The organism is Paenibacillus thermoaerophilus, from assembly GCF_005938195.1.
In the GTDB taxonomy this organism is placed as follows: Bacteria; Bacillota; Bacilli; order Paenibacillales; family Reconciliibacillaceae; genus Paenibacillus_W; species Paenibacillus_W thermoaerophilus.
Window position 1 is genome coordinate 71,849 of sequence record NZ_VCQZ01000001.1, and the last position, 21,975, is coordinate 93,823.

Below are 21,975 nucleotides of genomic sequence, written 5' to 3' on the forward strand. Positions count from 1 at the left end.
CGGGCCGCCGTCCGGGGATACGTCCGATGTCGGGCGAACTACCGTCCGGTGAGGCGCGCGGAGTGGAAGTGGGCTGCTGTCCGGAGTGCGCTTGTTGACGGTGGGATTGCTGACCGGAGAGGGCCTGAAAGGGAGTGGGCAGTCGTCCGTGGAGTTCGGAGTCGGGGCGAATTGCCGTCTGGGGAGTCCCGGTGTTGAGAGGCATGCGGAGTGAAAGTGGGCTGCCGTCCGGGATGCGCCTGCTGACGGGTGGGCTGCTTTCCGGAAAGGGCCTGGTGACGGAGCGGGGCTCTCCTCCCATACTCGCCGTGACCGTTTAAAATATAAAATATCGTTAACGCGTCCCTACCGCTCCCTCTGTATTCGTTTAGCGATATAAAATATCGCAAACGCCTGAAATTAGAGGAAAAAGTTGGGGAAACCGGCGCTTTAATGATATTCTGTATCGCTAAGCTCGTCGCGGGTAGGAAAATTTTCGGATGTAATGATAAAAAATATCATTAAAGGCTGGTAGTCGGCTGGTTGACTGCTGTTTAAAAAGGCGGGTGATCGGCTGGTTGACGACTGGTTGAGGGGTTGGTAGTGTAGTGGGCTTGTTGCCCCCCTGATTGAAGGCGGCTTGTCCGCCTTTTTGTGTTCGTTCCGGACGGAACGGGAATCGCGGTTTTACTCTCCCGCCTCCTTATAGTAGAATGAGAATGATTTGCGGCGCGGACAACCGACGGGTTCAGCCCGCGGAAGCGCCGCCCTCGGGAGGTACGGAGAACATTGAAATGGACGGAATTGACGATTCGCTCGACCGAAGAAGCGGTGGAGATGATTGCGAACCGGCTGCATGAGCTGGGCGCCGGAGGCGTATCGATCGAAGAGACGGGTTCGCTGAACCGGAAGCGCGATACGTCGCTGGGACAATGGTACGAGTTCGATCTGAACGACATCCCGGAAGGGGAAGCGGTCATAAAGGCGTATTTCAACGAGAACGAGGACGTCGCCGCCCTGGAAGCGGATCTGCGGCCGTTCCTCGCGATGCTGCAGGACGAGATCGGGATCGATATCGGGCAAGGAACGTTGGAAGCCCGGATCGTCGACGACGAGGACTGGGCGGACGCGTGGAAGCAGTACTTTAAGCCGCTGCGCGTATCGGAGCGCTTGACGGTCAAGCCGACCTGGGAGGAATATGAAGCCGGTCCCGGGGAGCTGGTGATCGAGATGGACCCCGGCATGGCGTTCGGCACGGGCACGCACGCGACGACGGCGCTCTGCCTGCGGACGCTGGAGCGGGTCGTGAAGCCCGGCGACCACGTGATCGACGTCGGCACCGGATCGGGCATCCTCGCGGTGGCCGCCGCCAAGCTTGGGGCGGAGCGGGTGCTGGCCGTCGACCTCGATCCGGTCGCCGTATCGAGCGCGAAGGAAAATAGCCGGCTGAACGGCATGTCGGACCGGATCGTCGTGCTGGAGAGCGATCTGCTGCAGGTGCTGCGCCGTTCCGAAGCGGGCGAGACGGCCTCGGAGCTGGGCGTCAAGCTTCCGGTGCAGGTGGTCGTCGCCAATATTTTGGCGGAGATTATTTTGCTGTTTATCGGCGACGTATACGAGGCGCTGCAGCCCGGCGGACGTTATATCGTGTCCGGCGTCATAACCGCCAAAGCCGAGCAGGTCGAGAACGGGCTGCGTGAGCGCGGTTTTGTAATCGAGAGCCGCGAAGAGGACAGCGATTGGGTCGTCATCGTCGCGCGCAAGCCGGAGGCGCCATGAACGGATTAAACAACGTATTTGCCTTTCCGTTCGAGGAATTGCCTTTTGTCTTTATCGTACTCGCGCTCGCCTTCGCGGTGCACGAGTTCGCGCACGCGTATGCCGCGTACAAGTTCGGAGACGATACGGCTTACCGGGACGGCCGCGTGACGCTGAACCCGCGCAAGCATATCGACATCGCCGGGATGATCCTGTTCCTGCTGTTCGGCTTCGGCTGGGCGAAGCCCGTGCCGGTGCACAGGGGCAAGCTGCGGGAGCCCCGGCGCCTGACGGGAGCGGTCGTCTCGTTTGTCGGGCCGCTCAGCAATCTGATTCTGGCGTTCGTCGGGGTTGTCGCTCTTTTCGCGTTAGGCAGCTCCGGGCTGCTGAGCAACGCGTCGAGCGGAGTCGTGGACGCGCTCGGCGTATTGTTCGAACACTGGATCTTGATCAACGTCTTCCTTTTTATCTTCAATCTTCTGCCTTTGCCGCCGCTGGACGGCTACCGGATCGTGCAGGATCTCGTCTCGCCCGGTCTCCGGGCCAAAATGACGCAATACGAGCAGTGGGGCATCCTGATCTTTTTGATTATCGCGTTTATCCCGCCTCTGCGCAGGCTGGTGTTCGGCAATCTGGGCGTGCTGCAGTTCGAGATCGTGCGCTGGATGGAATCGTTCGTCGCGCCGATGTTCGGACAATAACGTCCTGAAGCGCCGGGCCGGCAGCGGCCCGGCTTTGCCAATCCTTGCGGGCTCTAGCTTTTCAGGCGCAAACGGTGTATGATGTAGGATGAAGTTTTTTTTCATGGACAGACGAGAACAGGTGTGGAAGCACGCGTGCAAAAATATTTTATCGACCCTGAGCAATGGGGCGACGGCACCGTGGCGATTGCCGGTGACGACGCCCATCATATCGCCCGCGTCATGAGAGCGCGCCCCGGCGACAAGCTGATCGTCAGCGACGGCAGCGGCCGGGAGGCGCTCGTCGTGTTGTCGGCGGTTGCGCCGGACCGCGCCGAGGGGCGCATCGAGCGGATGCTGGAGGCGGACGCCGAGCCCGCCGTCGAGGTCTGGGTGGCGCAGAGCTTGCCCAAAGGCGACAAGTTCGAGCTGATCTTGCAAAAAGGCACGGAGATCGGCGCGGCCCGTTTCTTGCCGTTTGTCTCGGCCCGCACCGTCGTGCAATACGACGCGAAGAAAGAAGCGAAGCGGATGGAGCGCTGGCGCAAGATCGTCAAGGAGGCGGCCGAGCAGGCGCACCGCAACCGGATTCCGGAGATCGCCCAGCCGATGGGCTGGAAGGAGCTGCTGAGGCGGCTGCCGGAGAGCGGGCTGGCGCTGTTCTGCTACGAACGGCCGGACGGACTGCCGCTCAGGCGGGCGCTGCGGGAGGCGAGGGCGTCCAGCCCCGACGGCTCCGTGCCGGGGCCGGTGCTGCTGATTATCGGCCCGGAGGGCGGCTTCGCCGAAGAAGAAGCGGATCAGGCCGCGGCGGCCGGCGCGAAGATCGTGTCGCTGGGCAAACGGATTTTGCGCACGGAGTCGGCCTCGCTGGTCGCGCTTTCGTGCCTTTTCTACGAAACAGGAGAGATGGGAGGTTGAATTCATGCCGAGCGTAGCGTTTTATACCTTGGGATGCAAAGTCAACTTTTACGATACCGAAGCGATCTGGCAGTTGTTCAAGAAGGCCGGCTACGAGCAGGTCGACTTCGAGGAACGGACGGCGGACGTCTATGTGATCAACACATGCACCGTGACGAACACCGGAGATAAAAAAAGCCGGCAGATCATCCGCCGCGCCGTGCGCAAAAACCCGGATGCGGTCATCGCCGTAACGGGCTGCTACGCGCAGACGTCGCCCGCGGAGGTCGCCGCGATCGAAGGCGTAGACCTCGTGATCGGCACCCAGGACCGCGACAAAATCATGGAGTACATCGCCCGGATTCAGGCCGACCGCAAGCCGGTGAACGCCGTGCGCAACATCATGAAAACCCGCGAGTTCGAGGAGCTGGACGTGCCGGATTTCACGGAGCGCACGCGCGCTTTCCTGAAAATTCAGGAGGGGTGCAACAACTTCTGCACATTCTGCATCATCCCGTGGTCCCGCGGGCTGTCCCGCAGCCGCAAGCCGGAGAGCGTCATCGCGCAGGCCCGGCAGCTCGTTGCGGCGGGCTACCGCGAGATCGTGCTGACCGGCATCCATACGGGCGGATACGGCGACGATCTGGAAGGCTACAATCTGGCGAAGCTGCTGAAGGATCTGGATAAGGTCGAAGGGCTGCAGCGGATTCGCATCAGCTCGATCGAAGCGAGCCAGATCGACGACGAGATGCTGGAGGTGATCGGCAGCTCGCCGAAAATGTGCCGCCACTTCCACATTCCGCTGCAGGCGGGCCACGACGCGGTGCTGAAGCGGATGCGCCGCAAATACACGACCGCCGAGTTCGAGCGCAAAATCGGCCTGATCCGCCAGGCGATGCCGGACGTGGCGATCACGACGGACGTGATCGTCGGCTTCCCGGGCGAGACGGACGAGATGTTCCGCAGCGGCTACGAGTTCATGGAGCGGATCGGCTTCTCCGAGATGCACGTGTTTCCGTATTCCAAACGGACGGGTACGCCAGCGGCGCGCATGGAGGATCAGATCGACGAGGAGATCAAGCACGCCCGCGTGCATGAATTGATCGACCTGTCGGAGCGGATGCAGCTTGCGTACGCGGAGAAATTCGTCGGTCAGGTGCTGGACGTCATTCCGGAGCGCGAGGTCAAAGGTGCGGGCAACGCCGGATGGATCCAGGGCTATTCGGACAACTATCTGAACATCCGGTTCCCCGGCGATGAAAGCCTGATCGGCGAAATGTGCCGGGTGAAGGTGACGAAAGCGGGCGTCAACGAGTGCGAGGGCACGCTCGTGCGCGTGATGGAATCGCCGCGGTCGGCGCAAGCGGCCGGCGTGTGACGGGAGGCCGATATGAAAGAAATTTCGGCAGGCGGCGTCGTATACCGGAACGTTCCGGGCGGCGTCGAAATCCAGATCATTCAGGACCGGTTCGGGCGGGCGACGCTTGCGAAAGGCAAGATGGAGCCGGGCGAGACGATCGAACAGACGGCTCTGCGCGAAATTCTCGAGGAGACCGGCATCCGGGGACGAATCGTGGAACCGCTCGAGGTGATTTCCTACCGGTACGAGCACCCAACGAAGGGTCTTGTGGACAAGGAAGTCCACTACTATCTGGTGGAGGCGCTGGACGACCGGCTGACCGCGCAGGCGGAGGAAATATCCGGGGTGGAATGGATGACGCCCGAAGCCGCGTGGAGAACGCAGTTGGCATCCGGCTACGACAATAACGATATCGTGCTGCGCAAGGCGCTGCGCCGCTTGGGACGGGAGGATGTCGTCGATGGCCAATCGCGAAATTGACCGGCCGCTGGCCTCTTATATCGATCACACGCTGCTGAAGCCCGAAGCGGGTTCGGCGGACATCGAGCGGCTGTGCCGGGAAGCGGTGGAGTACGGCTTTTACAGCGTCTGCGTCAATTCGCAGTGGGTTCCGTTGTGCCGGGAGCGGCTGGCGGGCACCGATGTGAAGGTCTGCGCGGTCGTCGGCTTTCCGCTCGGCGCGATGCTGCCCGAAGCCAAGGCCGCCGAGGCTCGGCTGGCCGCCGCACGGGGAGCGCAGGAGATCGACATGGTACTCGCCGTCGGCTGGCTGCGCGAAGGCCGGTTCGACGACGTCGAGGCGGATATACGCGGCGTCGTGCAGGCGGCCGGGTCCGCCCGGGTCAAAGTGATTCTTGAGACGGGCCTGCTGGACGACGCGCTCAAGCGCAAAGCTTGCGAGCTGTCCGAGCGGGCGGGCGCCGCGTTCGTCAAGACGTCGACGGGCTTCGGTCCCGGCGGCGCGACGGTGGAGGACGTGCGCCTGATGCGGGCGTCCGTATCGGCCGCGGTCGGCGTGAAGGCGTCGGGCGGCGTGCGCGACGCGGAGACGGCGATCCGCATGATCGAAGCCGGCGCGGCCCGCATCGGCACGAGCTCGGGCGTCGCAATCGTCCGGGGCCAAGCGGGGACCGGCGGATATTAAAGGCAGCGGCGGCGCGTCCCGGCGAACGGGATGCGCGGCCGTTTCTTTATGCATGGTTATGGAGAACGTTCACCTTGGAGGTGCCGTTTTGGCAGACGTTTATTTGGAAAAAAGCCGCAAGAAGCGGCTGGAGGCGGGCCACCCGTGGGTGTACCGCAACGAAATCGCGCGTATCGAAGGAGAGCCGGAGCCGGGCGGAATCGTGCGGGTGCTGTCCGCGAGCGGTCAATTTCTCGCCAGCGGCTATTACAACGCGAAATCCCAGATTGCCGTCCGGATCGTCGGCTTCGACGCCGTCGCGGAGATGGACCGGGCGTTTTTCGCCGATCGGTTCCGCCGCTGCCTGGAGCACCGGGAGCGGTTCCTGCCGGGAGTGAAGTCGTGCCGACTCGTCTACGGGGAGGCCGATTTTCTGCCGGGGCTTGTCGTCGACCGGTTCGATGACGTGCTGGTCGTCCAGATTTTGTCGCTGGGCATGGAACGCCGTCGCGAACAGATCGTAGACGCGCTGGTCGAGGTGTTCGCGCCGGCGGGCATCTACGAGCGCAGCGATGTGGCGGTGCGCGAGCTGGAAGGCTTGGAGCCGCGCAAGGGGCTCTTGTGGGGCGATTGTCCGAGGCATGTCGAGATCGAGGAGAACGGGCTCCGGCTGATCGTCGACATTCACGAGGGCCAGAAAACCGGCTACTTCTTCGACCAGCGGGAGAACCGCGCGCTGATCAAGCCGCTGATGACGGGATGGGGCCGCCGCAGCGGCATCGAGCTTCGCGAGACGGAAGAAGACGGCGTGCGCGTGTTGCGCCCGTTTAACGCCCGGGGCAAGCGGGTCACCTTCCCGTATTGGGACGGAGCGACCGTGCTGGAATGCTTCTCGCATACGGGCAGCTTCACGCTGAACGCCTGCAAGTACGGCGCGAAGAAGGTGACCTGTCTCGACATCTCCGAGCACGCGATCGAAACGGCGCGCCAAAACGTGCGGCTGAACGGCTTCGAGGACAGAGTCGAGTTTGTCGTCGCCGACGCGTTCCACTATTTGCGCGAGCAGGTGAGAGGGCTGGAAGACAGAAAATCCCGCTCGAAAGCGGCCAAAGGCGGAATCGACACGTCGAAGCCCCTGGCGCCCGGAGGACGCACGTGGGATGTCGTCATCCTCGACCCGCCCGCGTTCGCGAAGTCCCGTTCGGCGGTGGAAGGCGCGTGCCGCGGGTACAAGGACATCAATCTGCACGGCATGAAGCTCGTCAACGAGGGCGGCTATCTGGTGACGGCAAGCTGCTCTTACCATGTCCGGCCGGAGCTGTTCCTCGAGACGATTCAGGCGGCGGCCGTGGACGCGCGCAAGACGCTGCGGCTCGTGGAATTCCGCGGCGCGGGCAAAGATCATCCGCATATTCTCGGCGTGGACGAAGGCAATTACCTGAAGTTCGCCATCTTCGAAGTGCGCAGCCGATAGGCTGCCGCCAAGCTCGTTCCGGGGCTGCCGCCCGCTCGCATCGGCTTTGCGAGCGGCGGCGGCCCGAATCGGCAGCGAAATACTGGGGGATTCCCCATCCGCTCATCCAATATCGGCTGGATGCAGGGAACGGGTAACCCGACGAAAACGTTTGACCCCCCTTCATTTTAAAACAATCCCCGCTTTCCCCTATCAGGTTGTCACTCTCCGCTTTTCCTGGAAATCTTTTTTCTTCGCCACTTTCGCCTTCTCCTGCACTTGCACTCGAACACTTGTTTTTATTTTGATATAATCGCTCTCATAGAGAAACGAGAGGGGCGGAAGACGTGTCGCTACGATTGGTGATAGGCCGCGCGGGCAGCGGCAAGACGGAGCTGTGTCTGCGGGAGCTGGAGGAGCGGCTGGCGGCCGAACCGGAAGGCCATCCGCTGCTGTTGCTCGTACCCGAGCAAGGCACGTTCCAGGCGGAGCATGCGCTCGTCTCGTCCGAGCGGCTGGGAGGCATGGTGAGGGCGCAGGCGCTCAGCTTCCGGCGGCTGGCCTGGCGCGTGATGCAGGAGACGGGCGGTTCGGCGCGCGTGCCGGTGGACGATACGGGCAAGCAGATGCTGATCTATCAATTGCTGGAGGAAATGCGGGAGCAGCTAAGCGCGCTGAGGCGCAGCTCGGGGCAGACCGGCTATCTGGCGAAGTTGGCGGAGCTGTTTACGGAGTTCCGCAGATACGGAGTGCCGGCGGAAACCCTTGAACGCCGCGCGGAGGCGGCCGGGCTCGCCAGCGGCGCGACGGGCGAGCTGCTTCAGGTATACGCCGCGTACGAACGCCGGATGTTCGGCGTCTTCTCGGACGGCGAGGACGACCTGAACCGGCTGGCGCTGCAAGCCCACGCATCGGCATACATAAAGGATTCGGAAATATGGATCGACGGGTTTAACGGCTTTACGCCGCAGGAGCTGGCGGTTGTAGGCCAACTGATGCGGCATGCCCGCCGGGTGACGCTGACGGTGTGCGCCGACCGCGATCTGGCGCCGGGAGAGACGCCCGACGAACTGGAGCTGTTTCACCCGACGCTCCGCACGCTGGCCAAGGTCAAGGCGATGGCGCGCGAGCTGGGCGTGGAGACGGAAGAGACGGTGATGCTGGAAGCTCCGGGAAAACGGCGGTTCCGCGAGAGTCCGATGCTGGCGGAGCTTGAACGCCGCTACGAGCATCGTCACCGGGGCGGCTGGACCCCGGTGCTGCCGGGCCGAGGCGGCGTCACGCTGCTGAATGCGCCGAACCGGGCGGCGGAAGTCGAAGCCGTGGCGCGCCGCATCCTTGAGCTTGTGCGCGACGAAGGGTACCGGTACCGCGATATCGCAATCATGGTGCGCAACTTCGCAGGTTATGCCGATTTGCTGCGGCTGCGGCTGGAGAGCTTCGGCATTCCGTTTTTTCTCGACCACAAGCGGGAGGTGTCGGACCATCCGCTCGCCGAATTCGTGCGGTCGGCGCTGGATGTGGCCGTGAAGGGCTGGTCTTACGACCATGTGTTCCGCTGCGTGAAAACCGATTTTCTGCTGCCTGTGCCCCCGGACGGCGAGGCGGATTCGCCGGAAGTCTGGCGCGTGCGGCTCGGTTTTTTCAAGCTGGAGAACTTCGTGCTGGAGACGGGCATCTCGGGCTGGCGCTGGACGGACGGCAAGCCGTGGCGGCTGTTCCGGGCTCGGACGGAGGACGGGAGCGCGGGAAGCGGGGAGAGCGATGAACTGACCGCCGAGGAGCGGGAATTAAACGACTGCCGACGGATGATTGCCGCGCCGCTGGCGAAGCTCGAACGGGGGCTGGCCGCAGCCCGGACGGCGCGGGAGATGGCGGAATGCCTGTACCGGCTGCTGGACGAGACGGAAGCGGCGAAGAAGCTGGAAGCGTGGGCGAACGCGTGTATCCGCGAAGGCCGCCCCCAATCGGCGCGGGAGCACGAAGGCGTATGGAACGGCCTGCTCGATCTGCTGGATCAACTGGTGGAGCTGCTGGGCGACGAGCCGATCGCGCCGGACCGGTTCGCCGGACTTGTCGCTTCGGGTCTGGACGGCATGAAGCTCGGCCTCGTGCCCCCCTCGATCGATCAAGTGCTGGTGGGCAGCCTCGAGCGGACCCGTTCCGCGGGCATCCGCGCCTGCTTTATCCTCGGGGCCAACGACGGGGTGCTGCCGGCGAAGCCGCGCGAGGACAGCCTGCTCGGCGAACGGGAACGGGAGCTGCTGGCGCGGGAAGGCGTCGAATTGGCCGAGGACAGCCGGCGGCGGCTGCTGGACGAGCCGTTTCTCATCTATTCGGCGCTGACGCTTCCGTCCGAAAGGCTGTACGTCTCGTGGCCGTCCGCGGACGAGGAGGGCAAGGGGCTGCTGCCCTCGGAGACCGTGCGCCATCTGAAGCGGATTCTTCCGAACGTGAAGGAGGTTTTCGTGCCTGCGGGCGACGAGCCGCTGTTGACGGACGAGGCGAGATTGGAGTGGTTCGCGAATCCGGACGAGACGCTGGCCAGGCTGTTCGCCGAACTGGGCAAGTGGCGGGACGGCAGCGCGCTGCCCGGCGTCTGGAAGGAGGCGTACAACTGGTTCGTCTCCCGTCCGCAATGGCGGGAGCGGCTGGACCGCCTGCTCGACGGTTTGTTCTATGTCAATGAGGAGAGCAATCTTGACGAAAACCTGACGCGGGAGATGTACGGCACGGTTATTCGCGCAAGCGTATCGCGGCTGGAGAGGTTCGCTGCGTGCCCGTTCGCCCATTTCGCCTCCTACGGCCTCGGCCTGCGCGAGCGCCGCTTGTACAAGCTGGAAGCGCCGGACGTCGGGGTGCTGTTCCACGGGGCGCTCAGCGAGATGCTGCGCAAGCTGACGGAAGACGGGCTGTCGTGGGCCGATCTGTCCCCGGAGGAGTGCGCGGCGCTGGCGGAAGAGGCCGTCGACCGACTCGTGCCGGGGCTGCAGCACGAGATTTTGCTCAGCTCCTCGCGTCACCGTTACTTGACCGGGCGGCTGCGGAGGGTCGTCGGAGAAGCCGCGAGCACGCTTGCGAAGCAAGGAAGGCGCGGCTCGTTCGCTCCGGCCGGCGCGGAAATTCCGTTCGGCCCCGGTTCGCCGCTGCCGCCGCTCACGTTCCGTCTGGACAACGGGTGCGTCATCGAGCTGGCCGGGCGCATCGACCGCATCGACACGGCGACCGACGGGAAGGGCGGGCTGTGGCTGCGCGTGCTCGACTACAAGTCCGGCCGGACGGAGCTGAATCTGGCGGAGGTGTATTACGGGCTGTCGCTGCAGATGCTGGCTTATCTGGAGGCCGCGGTGTCGCAGGCGGAGAAGTGGCTGGGCCGTCCGGCCGAGCCCGCCGGGGTGCTGTATTTCCACGTGCACAATCCGTGGGTGCGGGACGGCGCGGGCCTCGCGCCGGAGGAGCTGGAAGCCGAGCGTTTCAAGCGGTTCAAGATGCGCGGGCTGCTGCTCGCCGACCCCGATCTGGTGCGCATGATGGACGGAAATCTGCAGAGCGGCCATTCCGACATGCTGCCCGTTGCGCTCAAAAGCGACGGAGGCTTCTATTCCAGCTCGTCCGTCGCGGACGCCCCCCGCTGGAAAGCCTTGCGCCACCATGCCCGCCGCGTGATCCGGGGGCTGGGCCGGCGGATGACGGACGGCGACGTGTCGATCCGGCCGTACCGGATGGGACGGGAGACGGCCTGCGCGTATTGCGAATACAAGGCCGTATGCCGGTTCGACCCGCTGACGGACGCGGACGCGTACCGGGAACTTCGGCCACTGGCGAAGGACGAAATATGGAGCGCGATCGAGAGCGCGGCCGGCCTGACGGAGACGGCGGATAGAGAGGAGGACGAGCCGAATGAACGGAATTAAACCGAAACCGCCGGGCAGCGCCTGGACGGACGCCCAGTGGGATGCGATCGCCGTGCGCGGCCGCAATACGCTTGTCGCGGCCGCCGCCGGCTCGGGCAAGACGGCGGTGCTGGTCGAGCGCATCATCTCGATGATCTCGGACGACGAGCATCCGATCGACGTGGACCGGCTGCTTGTGGCGACGTTTACGAACGCCGCCGCGGCCGAGATGCGCCACCGGATTCGGGAGGCGCTCGAGAAGGCGCTTGCGGAGCGTCCGGAATCCCGTCATCTCCGGCGCCAGCTTGCGCTCGTGAACCGGGCGATGATCACGACGCTGCACTCGTTCTGCCTGGAGGTGCTCTCGCGGCACGTGCAGACGCTGGGTCTCGATCCGCAATTCCGCATCGCCAACGAGACGGAAGCGGAGCTGCTGCGGCAGGAGGTGCTCGACGGCCTGTTGGAGCAGGCATTCGAACGCGGCTTGCCGGAGTCGGCCGGAGCCGGGATCGCGGGCGACGCGGAGCTGTTCCGCCAGTTGGCCGACCGGTTTGCGGGCGATCGCCACGACGGAGCGCTCGGCGGTCTGATTCTGCAACTGTTCGATTATTCCCAGTCGAATCCGTGGCCGTCGGCGTGGCTCGACGAGATGGCAGCCGCGTTCGCCGCAACCGGCGAGAAGCCGGCGGAGGAGGTGATCTCCGTCTGGACGGAGCCGCTGCTGCATACGGTCCGGCTGCAACTGGAAGGGGTGTCGGCCGCGCTGAACCAGGCGCTTGAGATCGCCTTGTCCCCGGGCGGACCGGCTCCTTACGCCGACACGCTGCGGGACGACCTGGAGCTTGTCGGACGGCTGGAAGCGGCTGCCGCCGCGGGCTGGGGAGCGTGCTCCGAAGCGTTCCGCTCGGCTTCATTCGGCAAGCTGAAGGCGTGCCGCAAGGATCAGGCGGACGCCGCGGCGATGGAAGCCGCCAAGGAGCTGCGCGAGTACGCCAAAAAAACGGTGGCGGAGCTGGCCGGAGAGCTGTTCGCCCGCACGCCCGAGCAGTACGCGAAGGAACTGGCGGACATGGCGCCGCTGATGGCCGCGCTGGCGGGCGCGGTCAAAGCGTTCGCGGAGGCGTACCGGGAGGCGAAGGCGGCGAAGGGGCTCGTCGACTTCGGCGATCTGGAGCATTATTGCCTGCAGGTGCTGCGCGACCCCAGCTCGACGCCGGACCGGGTGGTGCCTTCGGAGGCGGCGCTTGCATTCCGGGAGTTGTTCGACGAAGTGCTGCTGGACGAGTACCAGGATACGAACAAGGTGCAGGAAGCGATCGTCGAGCTGATCTCCCGCGACGGTCCCGGCAACCGGTTTATGGTGGGCGACGTGAAGCAGAGCATCTACCGCTTCCGGCTCGCGGAGCCGGGACTGTTCCTGCGCAAATACGAGACGTACAAACCCTTGAGAGAAGGCGCGGACGCCGGGGAAAGCGTGCGCATCGATCTCGCCCGCAACTTTCGGAGCCGTCGGGAGATCGTGGACGCGGTCAACTTCCTGTTCCGCCAGATCATGCACCGGACGGCGGCGGAGATCGACTACGACGAGGCCGCCGAGCTCGTCTGCGGGGCGGATTATCCGCCTTCCCGCGACGATCTGTCGGCGGAGCTGCTGCTGATCGACCGGCAGCCGGGCGAATCCGGCGGCGAGGAGGAGGACGAAACGGGCGCGGCCGAAGCGGCCTTCGCGGAGACGGCGGCGCTGGAGGCGCGGGCGGTCGCGAGGCGGATCGCGGAGCTGGTGCGGGGACCGTCGCCGATGCAGGTCTACGACCGCAAAGCCGGCGGCCTGAGGCCCGCCCGGTACCGCGACGTGGTGATCCTGCTCCGGTCCCCCGGAGCGTGGGCGCAGATGTTTATCGAGGAGCTGCGAGCGCTCGGCATCCCCGGATACGCGGAGCTCGCCGACGGCTATTTCGACGCGGTCGAGGTCGATACGATGATGTCGCTGCTGCGCGTCATCGACAACCCGCTGCAGGATATCCCGTTTGCCGGCGTGCTGCGCTCCCCGCTGGTCGGACTGTCCGCGGCCGAGCTCGCCCGCATCCGTCTGCAGGACCGCCGCCTGTCCTTCTACGAAGCGGCGGTCGCCTGCGCCGCATCGCCGGAGGGCGGGGCGGACGGCAGGGAGCCGTGGAGGGCCAAGCTGTCGGCGTTTTTGTTCCGGCTGGAGGAATGGCGCCGCGCCGCGCGGGAAGGTTCGCTGTCGGAACTGATCTGGCGGTTGTACCGGGAGACGGGTTATTACGACTATTGCGGAGCCCTTCAAGGAGGCGCGCAGCGGCAGGCGAACCTGCGGGCGCTGTACGACCGGGCCCGACAGTTCGAATCGACCTCGATGCGGGGATTGTTCCGCTTCCTCCGGTTCGTCGAGCGGATGCGGGATAGCGGAACTGACCTCGGGGCAGCCCGGGCGCTCGGGGAACAGGACGACGTCGTGCGCATCATGTCCATTCACAAGTCGAAGGGGCTGGAGTTTCCGATCGTATTCGTGGCGGGGATCGCCCGCCCGTTCAACCGCCGGGACGAGCAGGCCGATTTTCTCCTGCACAAGCGTCTCGGATTCGGTCCGCTGTATATCGATCCGGAACGCCGGACCCGGTCTCCTTCGCTGGCCCATCTGGCGATCTCCCGGGCGATCCGGCTCGAGACGATGGCCGAGGAGCAGCGGGTGCTGTACGTCGCGCTGACGCGGCCCAAGGAGAAGCTGTATCTGGTCGGCACGGTCCGGGGGCTCGAGCGGCAGGTTGCCGCCTGGGGGCGCATGCTCGGGACGGAAGGCTGGCGTCTGCCGGCATACGAGATTCTGAACGGACGCTGCTATCTGGATTGGATCGGCCGGGCGCTGATCCGGCACAGAGACGCGAGGGCGCTCCGCGAATGGGCGGGACTGCCCGAACGCGCTCCGTTCGCTCTGCACGGCGACGGCTCCCGCTGGCACGTGGCGCTGGCGGGTCAGGAGCAGTTCGATCGGGAGGCCGCGGCGGCACGCGAGCTGGTGCCGGACGACGGATTGCGCGCGGCGCTGAAGACGCGCACGCCGGTTCCCGCGCCGCAAACGGTGTGGACGGCGGAGATCGACCGGCGGTTGTCGTGGTCTTATCCGTACGCGTCGGCGACGGGCATCCGCACCAAAACGTCCGTCACGGAGATGAAACGTCTCGCGTTCGGACGAATTGGCGAGCGGGACGGGGAGACCGGCGCGGGCCCGGCGCATCTGGCGGGCGGCGGCGCGCCCGCGTTCCATCTGCGGCGGCCGTCGTTCCTCGAAGCGAAGTCGCTTACGCCGACGGAGCGCGGCACGGTGTACCACGCCGTCTTCCAGCAGCTTCCGCTGAACGGAGACGTGGCGGAGGAACTCGTCGAAGAAACGGTCTCGCGCATGGTGCGGCTGCAGATGCTGACGCCGGAGCAGGCGCAGGCGGTGGACCCGGCGGCAGTCGCCGGATTTTTCCGCACGGACGTCGGGAGGCGGCTGCTGAAGTCGCCGAAGGTGTATCGGGAGCTGCCGTTCAGCTACGGCCTCCGGGCGGCGGAGATCGCGCCGGACCGGCCGGACGCGGGCGACGAGATCGTGCTTGTGCAAGGGGTCGTCGACTGCCTGTTCGCCGAAGGAGACGGATGGGTGCTGGTCGACTTCAAGACCGACGCCGTGCGCGGGGAGCCCGGTCCGGCGCTGTCCCGGCTGACGGAACGGTACCGGCTGCAGATGGATTTGTACGCGCGGGCTTTGTCGCATATTTTGCGCAAGCCGGTGACGGAGCGGGTGCTGTATTTTATCGACGGTTCGCATACGGTTGCGCTGAACGGGAGAGGAGGATGACGATGCGGATTCTGCATACGGGAGACTGGCATCTGGGGCGGACGCTGGAGGGCCGCGGCCGGTTGGAGGAACAGGCGTCGGTGCTGGAGGAGATCGCGGCCATCGCGGACGACCAGAAGATCGACCTGATTCTGATGGCCGGGGACGTGTACGACACCGTCAATCCCCCGGCGGCGGCGGAGCAGTTGTTCTACGAGACGGCGGCGCGCATGACGGACGGGGGACGCCGTCATCTCGTCTGCATCGCGGGCAACCACGATCAGCCCGAGCGCGTGGCGGCGTCTTCGCCGCTGGCGCGGCGGCACGGGATTCACCTCGTCGGATTGCCGACGACGGATGTGCTGCGGCTGTCCTGCCCGCGCACGGGCGAGACGGCGATCGTCGCGGCGCTGCCTTACCCGTCGGAATCGCGCCTGCAGGAGGCGCTGTCGGACGTCGCCGACGAGGAGCTGCTCCGCAGCGCGTATTCGAACCGGGTCGCGCGGCTGATCGCCGAGCAGGCCCGCCACTTCCGGGCGGACGCGGTCAACCTAATCACGAGCCATCTGTACGCGATGGGCGGCGTTGAATCCGAATCGGAGCGCCCGATCCAGGTGGGCGGCGCCTATACGGTCGATTTGTCCGCGTTCGACGTGCCCGCCGCGTACGTGGCGCTCGGCCATCTGCACCGGGCGCAGAAGCTCGGCGGCAGCAACCGCATCCGCTACAGCGGTTCGCCGCTCGCCTACAGCTTCTCGGAAGCCGGACAGACGAAATCGGTGACCGTGCTGGACATCGCGCCGGGACTGGCCGCCGGAGAGCCGTCCTGGACGGAGATCCCGCTCAGCGCCGGCAGGCCGCTCGTCCGCTGGAAGGCGGACGAGGGCGTGGCGCAGGTGTTCCGGTGGATCGAGGAAGGGCGCGATCCGAACGCGTGGATCGACCTGGAGGTCAAGCTGACCGAAGACATTCCGCTGGATACGATCCACCGGCTGCGGACGGAGCGGCCGGGCTTCGTCCATATTCGCCCGATTTATCCGGAGCAGCAGAGCGAGCGGGAGATCGCCGCTCAGCGCGGCCTGCCGATGGACGAGCTGTTCCGCCGCTTTTACCGGAAGCAGACGGGCGGGGCGGAGCCTGACGACGCCATGGTGGAGCTGTTTCTGGAATTGATCGCGGAGTCCGGCGCAGCCGCGGACGCCGCCGAAGGGGAGGAAGCGTCATGAGGCCGGTCGAGTTGACGATTGCGGGGCTGCAGAGCTACCGGGAGCCGCAGAAGGTCGAGTTCGACAAGCTGCTGGGCGCCGGCGTCTTCGGCATTTTCGGCCCGACGGGAAGCGGCAAGTCGACGATCCTCGACGCGATGACGCTGGCGCTGTTCGGCGAGGTGGGCCGCGCGTCCAAAGGGACGCACGGCATTTTGAACCACGCCGAGTCGGCGCTTAGCGTGTCGTTTACGTTCGAGCTGAACGGCGGCGGCCGGACCGAGCGATATTGCGTCGAACGCCAGTACAAGCGTGAGCGCGACCACGGCGTCAAAAGCACCGTCGTCCGCCTGAGCCGGCTGGAGCCGGACGGCCGCAAGACAGTGCTCGCCGACAAAGCCCGGGAAGTCAACGCCGGCGTAATGGACATTCTCGGCTTGACGATGAGCGACTTCACGCGGGCGGTTGTGTTGCCTCAGGGCAAATTCGCCGAGTTCCTGCAACTGACGGGAGCCGACCGCCGGCAAATGCTGCAGCGCCTGTTCCATCTGCACCCGTATGGGGACGGACTGGCGGCCCGCTTGAAGGAACGGAGCCAGGAGGCGGAGATGCGCCTGCGGGAGCTTGCGGCGGAGAGCCAAGCGCTCGGCGACGCGTCCGAGGAAGCGGTGGCGGCGGCGGCCGAGCGGCTGCAGGCGGCGAAGCGCGAGGAGGCCGAAGCCCGGACGGCCGCGGCGGCGGCCGAGAAGGCGTACCGGGCGGGGAGCGAGGCTTGGGAGCGCAGGCGCAGGCTGGAGGAGGCGCGGAGGCAGCTTGAGGAGCTGACGGCGCGGGAGCCCGCCATGCGGGAGATCGAAGCGGAGCTGGCCCGCGCCGAATCGGCGGAGCTGCTCCAGCCGGATTGGCGGGAGCGGCTGGAGGCCGCCGCCGCCCGCGAGGCGGCGGAGCTGGCCGCTCGCGAGGCAGCGGCAGACCACGCCGGCGCTGCCGCCGCGGAGCAATCGGCCCGCATGGAGCGCGAAGCGGCGCGCGCGTTGGCCGCGGATGCGCTGCCTCAATTAAACCGGAGGCTCGGCGAGCTGGAGAAGGCCGTCGCGTGCCGGGGCGAGCTTCTGAGGCTGCGGGCGGAGGCGGCCGAGCTGAAGCGGCAGGCGGACGAAGCGGCCGGGGAAGCCGAGCGGAACCGGGCTTCGCTGCAGGCGGAACGGGCGAAGCGGGAGCGGGCGTTGGTCCTGCAGAGCGAGCTGAAGGCGGAGCTGGCGTCGCTGGCCGTGCCTCCGGAGGAGCGGGACCGGCTTGGCCGGGCGCTGCTGGCGCTGGAGCGCCGCGAACGGCTGGCTGCGGAAGCGGCGGCGGCCGAGAGCGAGGTCGCGGCCAAACGGCAAACCGTCGAAGCGCTGGAGGCGGAGGAGGCATCCCGGAACCGATCGCTGGCGTCGCTGGGCTCGGCGTGGGCGGACCGCTTGCGGGAGGCCGACGCCCTGAAGCGGGAGCTGGCCGCGATCATCCGGGATGCGGAGGAGGCGGAATCGCGGCTCCGCGAGCGGGAAACGCGCATTCGCGAGCTGCAGCGCGCGGAGGAGGCGAGCCGGCTCGCGGTGAGGCTTGCAGAACATTTGACCGAGGGAGAGCCTTGTCCGGTATGCGGCTCCCTGCACCATCCTTCGCCGGCGGCCTGGGAGGAACCGGCCGGGGTGTCCGCGGCGGCCCTCGAGGCGGAATGGACAGCCGCGCAGCAAGGTCTGGAGCGCCTGAGAGCGCTCGTCGGCGAAGCGCGGGAGCGGCAGTATCCCCTCGCGTCGCTGCTGCGGGAGCTCGGCGAGCGGCTGCCGGAACCGGTGCGGGAAGCCTGGTCGCAAGCGGCCGCCGCTGCCGGCGGCGGCGCGGAGCCTGGCGCGCTGGCCGCATCTACGGCCGGGGAGCTGTCTCCGGACCCGGACCCGGACCCGGACGCTCTGGCGGAGCGCCTGCGCGTATGGCGAAGCCGCTGGGACGACTTCGCGGCGGCGGCCGCTCAGCTCCGGACGGAAAGCGACCGGCTCGCGCGGGAGCGGGAAGCCGCGTCCGCCCGGCTGCAGGCGGCGCGCAGCGTGTACGAGGAGCGCGCCGCTTACGCGGCCGAACGGCTGGCGCTCGCCGCCGAAGCGGAGCGCGACTGGGCGCTCCAGTGGCCGGATCTGGACGCGGCCGGCGTCCGCGGCGCCTGGGAGACGCTCGCCGCGCGCGACCGCCAGACGGAGAAGCTGCGCGAGCGGATCGCCAACAGTGAGCCGTACCTGCGGAAAGTCGAGGAAGACATCGCCGCGTTCGAGGAACGGCTGGCGGAGAGCGAACGCCGGCGTCTGCAGGCTTCGACGCTGCTGGACGCCCGGAACGAACGGCTCGCCGAGCTCGCGGAGGAGCTGGCGCGGTTGGCCGGCGAAGAAGCGGAGGACCCCGAACGGGCGCTGAGCGCGACGGCGGAGCGCATCCGGCTGATCTCCGAGCGGGAGCAGGCGGCCGAGCAAGCGGCCGAAGCGGCGCGCGTGGATCTGCACCGGGCGGCCTCCCGGCTGGCGGTTGCGGAGCAGGCCTTGACCGCCGCGGCGGACCGGCTGCGCAGGGCGGAGGAACGCTGGGCATCGGCGCTGGCGAGGTCGCCCTTCGCCACGGGCGAAGAAGCGCAAGCCGCCTGGCTGCCGGAAGAGGCTCGCGCGGAGCGCAGACGGGCGCTTGACGATTACCGCGCGAGACTGGACGCGGCGCGCGCCCGTCACGGCCAGATCGCCGAGATGACGGCAGCCGATCCGGCCGTCACGGACGAGCAGTTGGAGGAACTGCGGGTTCAATACGAGGAGGCCGGCCAGGCTCTCGAGCGGGCTTTGGCGGCTAGGGCCAAAAACGAGCGAGATCTGGAGTCGTGCGCCGAACGGCACCGCTTGTGGAAGGAGCTGCAGCAGCGCATCGCTTTGCAGCAGGAGCAGACGTCGCGCTTGCAGCGGCTGGCCCAGGTGCTTCGGGGCAATGCCTTCGTCGAGTTTATAGCGGAGGAGCAGCTTGCGCATGTCAGTCGGTCGGCGTCGGAACGGCTTGCGTATTTGACGCGCGGCCGTTATGCGCTGGAGATCGACTCTTCGGGCGGATTCCTGATCCGCGACGACGCCAACGGCGGCGTCAAACGTCCCGTCTCCTCGCTGTCCGGCGGGGAGACGTTCCTGACGTCGCTGTCGCTGGCGTTGGCTTTGTCGGCGCAGATCCAGCTTCGCGGTCGCCATCCGCTGCAGTTCTTTTTCCTCGACGAAGGCTTCGGCACGCTGGACCCGGAGCTGTTGGACACGGTAATCACGGCGCTCGAGACGCTTCAGTCGGATTCGATGGCCGTCGGCGTCATCAGCCACGTGCCGGAGCTTCGGTCGCGCCTGGCGCGCCGGCTCATCGTGCATCCGGCAGAGCCGTCGGGGCGCGGCAGCCGGCTGGTGCTGGAAACGCTGTGAGGCTGACTTCTCGCGGTCTTTTTTCGCTTCAGGACAGCGGCTTGGCGGTTGCTGTTATCTTGCTTGACTGACCTTGCTGACTTACGGAGGATGCATCTGATGTCGCGATTTGCACGTTCGCCGCTGTTTCGCCGGATCGCCGCGGCTTCGCTCGGCTTGATGCTGCTGGCCGGTCCGGCCGTCGTCCGGGCGGATGACTTCTGGCAGTTGAACAACAAGGCGGAAGCCTATAAAAACGCGGGCCGGTCCGATCTGGCGGCCCCGATCTGGATCGAGCTGATGCAGAGGTCCGCCGCGGCGGGCGATTGGAGCACGGCGGCGATTTACGCCGGGCGGTTAAACGAATACTACGACCGGATTCGGGATTACGAGACGGCGGTCCGCTTTTACGAGCTGGAGAACGAGTATTGGCTGAAGGACGGCAAGGACTGGGGGGCCGTTGATCTGGAGCGGGCCAACCAGATCCGGACGACGGTCGAGCTGTACGCGTCCGCCGCCGAGGACGAGGAGCTGCTGGAGCGGCATACGCCGTCCGGGGAGCTCGCCAAGTTCGAGCCGGCATACGGCTTGTATTTGGGGATTTATTCCGAGCAGGACCCCGATATGGGCAATTTTTTCGCCCGGTCGGAGAGTATTTACGGCAAAAAACACGCGATCTATCTGGCTTACTCGACGTACGGGCAACCGTTTCCGGCCCGGTACGCGAACAACGCGAGGGAAGCGGGCGGCGCGCTGCAGATCGCCTGGCAGCCGCTCGGCGGGCTGGACGAGGTCGAAGACGGCGCGTATCTGCGGGAGTGGGCGCGGCGCGCCAAAGCGTCCGGCATTCCGATCTTCCTGCGGTTCGCGGGGGAGATGAACGGAAACTGGACGCCGTGGGCCGATACGCCGAAACGCTACATCGAGAAGTTCCGGACGGTCGCGCGCGTGATGAAGGAAGAAGCGCCGAACGTGGCTATGGTCTGGAGTCCGGGCGACGTCCCGCGTTATTCGATGGCCGCCTATTATCCGGGCGACGAATACGTCGACTGGGTCGGCGTCAGTCTGTACACGGAGCCGTATTCCAACGGCGATCCGCAGCACAATATGAAAGCGACCGCGCCGATCGAGCGTCTCGACGAGCTGTACAGCCTGTACGCTTCCCGCAAGCCGGTCATGCTGAGCGAGACGGCGGTGTCCTTCCACACATACGCCAACGGCGAAGATCATACCGATTACGCCTTGCTGAACCTGCAGCGGTTATATGAAGTCATGCCGCTGAAATATCCGAGGTTGAAGGCGATTACGTATTTTAACGTCGATCAGCAAATGACCGAATCGAAAAACAACTACCGGTTGCGCGACAATCCGGCGATGATGGAGCTTTACAAGAACATTATCCGGGACCCCTATTATCTGACGACGGTGAAAACGGGCGCCAAGCCGGACAACAAGCGGGCTTACCGGGGCGCGGATATTCCGTTCGGCCAGTCGACCCGGCTGATCCCGTACGTGCGAATTCCGGACGTGATCATCGGCATGCTGGAGTACGTGCTGAACGGCATCACCGTCGCCGTGCAGACCGAACCGCCGTTCCGGCTCGAGCTTCAGGCCGGCGACGTGCCGGAGGGCTCGGTGATGGAGCTTCGCGTGTACAACAAGGCGGGCGAACGGGTCGCGCAGAAGGCATTCGGCCTGTCGTCGCGCGTCTCGGTCGAGATCGACGGCGTACTGCAAACGTTCGAGCAGTACCCCGTGCTGGTCGACGGGACGACGCTCACCCCGCTTCGTGCGATCTTCGAGCGGATGGGCGCCAAGGTCGAGTGGGACGAGAAGACTTCGACGGCCACGGGACGCAAGGGTGACACCGTCGTCCGGCTGACGATCGGCCAACGGACCGCCTATGTGAACGGCAAGCCCGTTCAGCTCGATCAGGAGGCCCGCCTCGTCAACGGCTATACGATGGCTCCGGCGAGATTCGTCGGGGAGGCGTTCGGCGGCCTGGTAAGCTGGGACGGCGAGACGCGGACGGTGCGCATCGACACCGACTGAGCCGGCATCGGTCCGGCAGCCGCTATATGACGAGTCCCGCTCCCTCACCGTCGTTTTGGCTCCGCTCCCCACCACACCGCAGTTATGGAGGAGGTGAGCGGGATTTTTTCGGCCCGGCCGCTGTTTGCGCTGTTGCCGATAGCACCGTTGCCGTCTGCGATTCCGGCTGGCTGCAACGCTCTGTGAACGGGCGCCAGTATCCGGCGGTGCTGTCCTTCGAGCCCTCAAGTTGGCCGACACTTTTCGCCTTGAAATGCAAAAGTACACTTCGGGGCGCGA

12 protein-coding genes are annotated in these 21,975 nt (G+C 65.9%); all 12 read left to right on the top strand.

Annotated features, from left to right (window positions below):
• Positions 1-768 precede the first annotated feature (768 nt).
• Positions 769-1,758 carry a 50S ribosomal protein L11 methyltransferase gene (prmA, locus tag FE781_RS00330; protein ID WP_138787640.1) on the top strand — a complete coding sequence of 330 codons (990 nt, stop codon included), beginning with the start codon at positions 769-771 and terminating at the stop codon, positions 1,756-1,758.
• Positions 1,719-2,438 (top strand): site-2 protease family protein, encoded by a 720-nt coding sequence (locus tag FE781_RS00335; RefSeq protein ID WP_246067967.1) that lies wholly within the window; start codon positions 1,719-1,721, stop codon positions 2,436-2,438. The genes prmA and FE781_RS00335 overlap by 40 nt, the downstream gene beginning before the upstream one ends.
• A 123-nt stretch (positions 2,439-2,561) precedes the next feature.
• A complete protein-coding gene (locus FE781_RS00340) occupies positions 2,562-3,338 on the top strand; it encodes a 16S rRNA (uracil(1498)-N(3))-methyltransferase (RefSeq protein ID WP_342774259.1) in 777 nt (258 codons plus the stop codon).
• A gap of 4 nt (positions 3,339-3,342) precedes the next feature.
• Positions 3,343-4,695, top strand: a complete 1,353-nt coding sequence (gene mtaB, locus FE781_RS00345; protein ID WP_138787641.1) for a tRNA (N(6)-L-threonylcarbamoyladenosine(37)-C(2))-methylthiotransferase MtaB — start codon at positions 3,343-3,345, stop codon at positions 4,693-4,695.
• Positions 4,696-4,707: 12 nt separating this feature from the next.
• Positions 4,708-5,157, top strand: coding sequence for an NUDIX hydrolase (locus tag FE781_RS00350; protein ID WP_138787642.1), 450 nt, complete (start codon positions 4,708-4,710; stop codon positions 5,155-5,157).
• Positions 5,138-5,821, top strand: a complete 684-nt coding sequence (gene deoC / locus FE781_RS00355) for a deoxyribose-phosphate aldolase (protein WP_138787643.1) — start codon at positions 5,138-5,140, stop codon at positions 5,819-5,821. The genes FE781_RS00350 and deoC overlap by 20 nt, the downstream gene beginning before the upstream one ends.
• Positions 5,822-5,909: 88 nt before the next feature.
• Complete coding sequence (locus FE781_RS00360; RefSeq protein WP_138787644.1) at positions 5,910-7,274, top strand: class I SAM-dependent rRNA methyltransferase; 1,365 nt, start codon at positions 5,910-5,912, stop codon at positions 7,272-7,274.
• A gap of 326 nt (positions 7,275-7,600) precedes the next feature.
• Complete coding sequence (gene addB, locus FE781_RS00365; RefSeq protein WP_138787645.1) at positions 7,601-11,167, top strand: helicase-exonuclease AddAB subunit AddB; 3,567 nt, start codon at positions 7,601-7,603, stop codon at positions 11,165-11,167.
• Complete coding sequence (gene addA / locus FE781_RS00370; protein ID WP_138787646.1) at positions 11,154-15,008, top strand: helicase-exonuclease AddAB subunit AddA; 3,855 nt, start codon at positions 11,154-11,156, stop codon at positions 15,006-15,008. The genes addB and addA overlap by 14 nt, the downstream gene beginning before the upstream one ends.
• Before the next feature lie 2 nt (positions 15,009-15,010).
• Entirely contained in the window at positions 15,011-16,213 is a 1,203-nt protein-coding gene (locus tag FE781_RS00375) for an exonuclease SbcCD subunit D (protein WP_138787647.1), read from the top strand.
• A complete protein-coding gene (locus FE781_RS00380) occupies positions 16,210-19,665 on the top strand; it encodes an AAA family ATPase (RefSeq protein ID WP_138787648.1) in 3,456 nt (1,151 codons plus the stop codon). The genes FE781_RS00375 and FE781_RS00380 overlap by 4 nt, the downstream gene beginning before the upstream one ends.
• 99 nt (positions 19,666-19,764) lie before the next feature.
• Positions 19,765-21,696, top strand: a complete 1,932-nt coding sequence (locus tag FE781_RS00385; protein WP_246067968.1) for a stalk domain-containing protein — start codon at positions 19,765-19,767, stop codon at positions 21,694-21,696.
• The last annotated feature ends 279 nt before the right edge of the window (positions 21,697-21,975 follow it).

What these genes read in the sequence shown, in the direction of transcription:
- mtaB (WP_138787641.1), top strand. Translation starts at nt 3,343, where the DNA reads ATGCCGAGCGTAGCGTTTTATACCTTGGGATGCAAAGTCAACTTTTAC.
- FE781_RS00350 (WP_138787642.1), top strand. Translation starts at nt 4,708, where the DNA reads ATGAAAGAAATTTCGGCAGGCGGCGTCGTATACCGGAACGTTCCGGGC.
- deoC (WP_138787643.1), top strand. Translation starts at nt 5,138, where the DNA reads ATGGCCAATCGCGAAATTGACCGGCCGCTGGCCTCTTATATCGATCAC.
- addA (WP_138787646.1), top strand. Translation starts at nt 11,154, where the DNA reads ATGAACGGAATTAAACCGAAACCGCCGGGCAGCGCCTGGACGGACGCC.
- FE781_RS00375 (WP_138787647.1), top strand. Translation starts at nt 15,011, where the DNA reads ATGCGGATTCTGCATACGGGAGACTGGCATCTGGGGCGGACGCTGGAG.
- FE781_RS00380 (WP_138787648.1), top strand. Translation starts at nt 16,210, where the DNA reads ATGAGGCCGGTCGAGTTGACGATTGCGGGGCTGCAGAGCTACCGGGAG.
- FE781_RS00385 (WP_246067968.1), top strand. Translation starts at nt 19,765, where the DNA reads ATGTCGCGATTTGCACGTTCGCCGCTGTTTCGCCGGATCGCCGCGGCT.